At 42.1% G+C, this 4,461-nt stretch carries 4 protein-coding genes; all 4 read left to right on the top strand.

All coding sequences use genetic code 11. The features are described from left to right. Nucleotides 1-350 precede the first annotated feature (350 nt). Nucleotides 351-1,019, top strand: a complete 669-nt coding sequence (locus AC3WQH_RS25280; protein WP_026557609.1) for a class I SAM-dependent methyltransferase — start codon at nucleotides 351-353, stop codon at nucleotides 1,017-1,019. Nucleotides 1,020-1,082: 63 nt separating this feature from the next. Then, the gene (locus AC3WQH_RS25275) at nucleotides 1,083-2,060 is read left to right on the top strand and encodes a C39 family peptidase (RefSeq protein WP_106656998.1); all 978 of its coding nucleotides are present in this window, start codon (nucleotides 1,083-1,085) and stop codon (nucleotides 2,058-2,060) included. 225 nt (nucleotides 2,061-2,285) lie between these two features. Then, nucleotides 2,286-3,044, top strand: a complete 759-nt coding sequence (locus tag AC3WQH_RS25270) for a ZIP family metal transporter (RefSeq protein ID WP_026557608.1) — start codon at nucleotides 2,286-2,288, stop codon at nucleotides 3,042-3,044. 1,148 nt (nucleotides 3,045-4,192) lie between these two features. Next, the coding region (locus AC3WQH_RS25265; protein ID WP_492332317.1) for a hypothetical protein at nucleotides 4,193-4,461 on the top strand (269 nt) is incomplete at its 3' end.

The raw sequence follows: 4,461 nt of genomic DNA, 5'->3' as shown, positions 1-4,461 counted from the left end.
CAGTCCAATACCGGGAATCGATCGCCGCTTAAGATAGCGTCTTTTTTTAGTGTCTACTTGACGGGGCTATGACCAGGTTTTCAATAGTGGCCCCCTTTTTTCCAATCAACAAAAAAGCTGCCGTGTTGTTCGAAAGTTGACAAGGTTCCATTGCCCCGATTATTCCAAGAATAATTGCACTTAGGACAGGAAAACTAGCTCCCCATTCGATGGACATAATAATCCCCCTTTAAAGGGTAGAATGACTAAAGTATTTATATGACTGGCTGTCCAAATATATGCTTTGATTTAAAGCAATCCGCTCACCAAAGTTGTCCCTGACGTAAAAACAAATTGAGAGGGGTTTTCGTATGAAAAAAGGGGAAGATAGGCGAAATGATTTTATCCCTGCTCTACGATTTCATTGGCTTACATCGATTTATGATCCGATTCTTCGCTGGACAATGCGGGAATCTTCCTTTAAAAACCGACTCATCCAACAAATTCAACTCAGATCTGGACAACGTGTACTTGATCTTGGATGTGGAACCGGTACGCTAACTCTACTCATAAAACAAGCGAATCCGAACACGGAAGTGTTCGGATTGGATGCTGATCCAAAAGTTCTCGAAATTGCCAGGGGAAAAAACGCCAGTGTGGGAATGGACATCATTTTTGATCAAGGAATGTCTTTTGAGCTACCGTATCCGGATCATTCATTTGATCGAGTTGTTTCATGCCTAATGTTTCACCATTTATCCCACGAAAGTAAAAAAGCAACACTAGATGAGATTTACCGTGTTTTAAAGCCAGATGGTGAACTTCATCTAGCGGATTGGGGAAAGCCTCACAATCAACTCATGCGTATAGCCTTCTTGTCCATTCAAATCCTTGATGGATTTACTACCACCAAAGATAACGTAGAGGGTTTATTGCCAAAACTTATCAAGCATTCAGGATTTAACGTCGTTAAAGAAACTTCTAGATTCATGACGATTTATGGAACCTTGTCCCTTTATCATGCCAAGAAGATCAAATAAGGACGTACAGGCAACGCATATATGAGATAACTACTCTTTCGAAAAAAGTAATCAGGTGATCCCATGGGCCTCGGTAGTAAATGGAAGAGGATAAGATACATCTTAGCGGTAATCACTTTATTTGAATTAAGTTTCTTCGGAATGTTTTATGCAAGAAAACAACATATCACCATCGATCAGCTTGTTGAGGTTATCAAGGGTTTACCCCAGGCTGAAGTGGCACAAAATAAATTAGGAACGAAAAAGAACGAAATAGATGATGTCCCTTATTTACTTTTCAAAGAAGGACAGTTTTTTCAAGGGTTTAAAAGCTTACCCGAAGCCATTCACTTTGCGAAATCATTGCCGTTTTCTGTAACAATAAGAACCAAAAATCAAGTGACCGTCTGGGGAAAACGACCCGGCGATATTTATAAAGACCATGTTGACGCCCCTTTTGTAAGTCAGCATCCAGAGTTACCACGTGGTTGCGAAGTTACGGCTTTAGCTATGTTATTGCAATACTACGGTTTTCAGGTAAATAAAATGGAGCTTGCCGCAGAAATCACGAAAGATAGAACCTCTTTAACATATGATCAGAGTGGTCAAATGTTTTGGGGGAATCCTTATAAGGGTTTTGTTGGCGATATGTATGATAGGAGCAAACCTGGGTTCGGAGTTTTTCATACTCCTATTGAAAAATTAGCTCAAAAGTACGCAGGAAGTCGAGTAGTCAATTATTCAGGTTTGTCATTTGATGATATTTTACACGTTGTGAAAAATGGAAAACCGATTTGGGTAATCGTTAATACCAAATATAAAAAAGTTGATACAAGGTTAGTCCAGTGGATGACGAAAGACGGACCTATTTCAACTACTTGGCATCAGCATTCCGTTCTTTTAACGGGTGTTGATCAAGAATATGTTTATTTTAACGATCCAAGTTTAACATCGGGTAAAAACATAAAAAAAAGAAAAGATGCGTTTGAACAGGCATGGATTCAAATGGGTAAGCAAGCAATAGGTATTGGCGATTTGGTAACAAGAGGAGATAGACACTAAAGAACAGTCGCATCATTCAAATTATCACAGCTCCCAACCAGGAGTTGAATTCGAAATTACTTCTAAGCATGGTGAGAACCGGTTTTTTTAGGTCCAGATCCCACCAACGGTGTAAATCCGCGTTTTGTTGGTGTTACCTAAAATAGCATGCGTTTCTGAGTTAAAAGTGAAGAAAGGGGGGGTTAATCCTCCGTTTTTCTGAGTACGAAATAAGGTGTGATCGTATTGAGCTGGAGTGTAGTCGGTTTTGTTCTCCTCGCCGCTGCTGCAAATGTAGTCGGTGGGTTATTCATCTTATTTAAAAAACACTGGTCAAAACGAGGCATCAATGGTTTGATGGCGCTGAGTGCAGGGTTACTCCTTTCAATTGCGATCATGGATTTAATCCCCGAGGCAATTGAAGTAATGCCAACAACGCCGGTTTTTGTTTTGGCAGGAATTATGGCATTGTTTTTCTTTCAGCAGTTTGTAGCGTCCCACTTCCATTTCGGTGAAGAAACGCATCATCATGGTAACGAGAAAAGTGCTGCCGTAGGAGCATTTTTTGGCATGATGATTCATACCTTCTTTGACGGGTTATCCATCGTTGCCAGTTTTGAAGTGGACGTTCGGTTAGGTGTAACAGTGTTAATTGCAATTCTGATGCATAAAATTCCTGATGGTTTAACCATTTCATCCATCGTTTTTGCTATGTCAAGAAAGCGGGGACAGGCAGTAGTTGCAGCGCTTCTGTTAGGTCTTTCAACCATTTTCGGTGCCGTCGTTGCGATGATGCTCTCGCACGTCGCTTTGCCGCATGAACAAATTACGGCAATCGCGATTGCTTTTACTGCGGGCATTTTTCTTTACGTAGCGGGAACAGATTTACTACCTGTTGTGAACGCAGCGGAAGATAGACCGATCGCTTCCTTGTTCTTTTTGGGGATATTCTTGTATTTTCTTCTTCAGTGGGGTTTTCATCTGTTAGCTCCAACGCTGCATTAGCGCAAGTAAGAAAGATGACAAGCGTGAATTCTATACGGAAAGTAATTCTCTTACTGTTATTGTTTTTACTCTTCCAGGTAGTGCCGGCACAGGCACACTCCGAACTGGAAAAAACGTATCCCCAATCCGGACAAGTTCTAGAGGAATTTCCAATCCAGATAGAGCTGTTGGCGATCACGATGCGTAGTTTGAGTATAACGAGGTAATCAATGAAATCCCAGTTTAACCCATACGTTTGCCGGTGATGTCAGCTGCATGGGAGCTACTCTAATTGTGACTTTAAATAGCTTGCGTTTATTAAGGGTAAAGGAGTAGGCTGTTAAGCTCTAGTTAAAAAGAAAGCCGGTTACACCTTAGCGTGGTGAAAACGGCTATTTTTGTGTCAGGACTCCATAGCGTTGTAAATTCGCGTTTTGCTGGCGGTACCCCCTTATGTGATAAGTTTGATGTGTGGGCGTTACGGCCATATCGATTCGACGGGTTTACTGGACGGGTGAAGTCGGTCTGTGAGACCGCTACTCCTGATGTGAGGGTCAGGGTAGAGCGGGGACCCCGGGACATGCCGGCTTGCAGCTGCCGTTCGGAAGAGTCCGGATCGGGTGGATATGACGGTGAACCGATCCGGGGGTGGCCAGTGCTGCGAGGGTTCGTACTGGCACACTTACTTTATTCACATCCAAAAAAATAGAAAGAGCAATATATTCTGTTCAATAGACGGTCCGTTAACAGAATAACATATCTTGATTTAAGCGAGCTCAGTTTTGCTTTCGTTTCTATAGTTGTCTGATTGCTCTAGCTCGTCCGTTCGGTAGTTCGACCTAATTGAGATTTTTAAGGGTCCCTTTTCAAAATTTGAGAACTCTTTTTCGGCCCAGGCCCCCTCCCGCCTTGCACGCGGCGCCCTCCCACCCAAACTAAATTAAGTACCTGGGTACGATTCCAGGTTCCTCAAGTTAAAATTGAGGTTCCTGAAATTTAAAAAGGAAAAAAGCATGGCAAATAGGAAGAGTGGGGGAGTGGAACTGTGCTGTCATAACACAAGAAAATTTATTCTGTTAGCGAACTGTATGGTATAATGAATATAGGCACATTTTGGAATAGGGAAAACGTTTCCCCTACCCCATTTAAAGAAGGAGGTGGATCCTTTCATGAACTCAGTCAACAAGAAAGTCAATCAGATCGAGCCGTCCATGATCAAATTTGGAATGGGAAATAGAGAACTGCTCATGGTCATGACTCTTAGAGCGATTTCCAATGGAACTCGAACGGCAAAGGAAGTCTTCGAGGAAGTTATGCCTTATTATCCAGGCCGTAGTCGCTCAATGGCGTTTCTTTATGAGGTGAGCACTTTGCATAATTCCATTTTCGAGAAAAAGACAACAGATTTATATGGCCTGTGGTTGGTTTCAATGTCGTG

The sequence above is a fragment of the Brevibacillus sp. FW301-21C12A genome, from assembly GCF_058788915.1.
The sequence above is the reverse complement of the archived record's forward strand: the minus strand, read 5'-3'. Positions and strand labels throughout refer to the sequence as shown.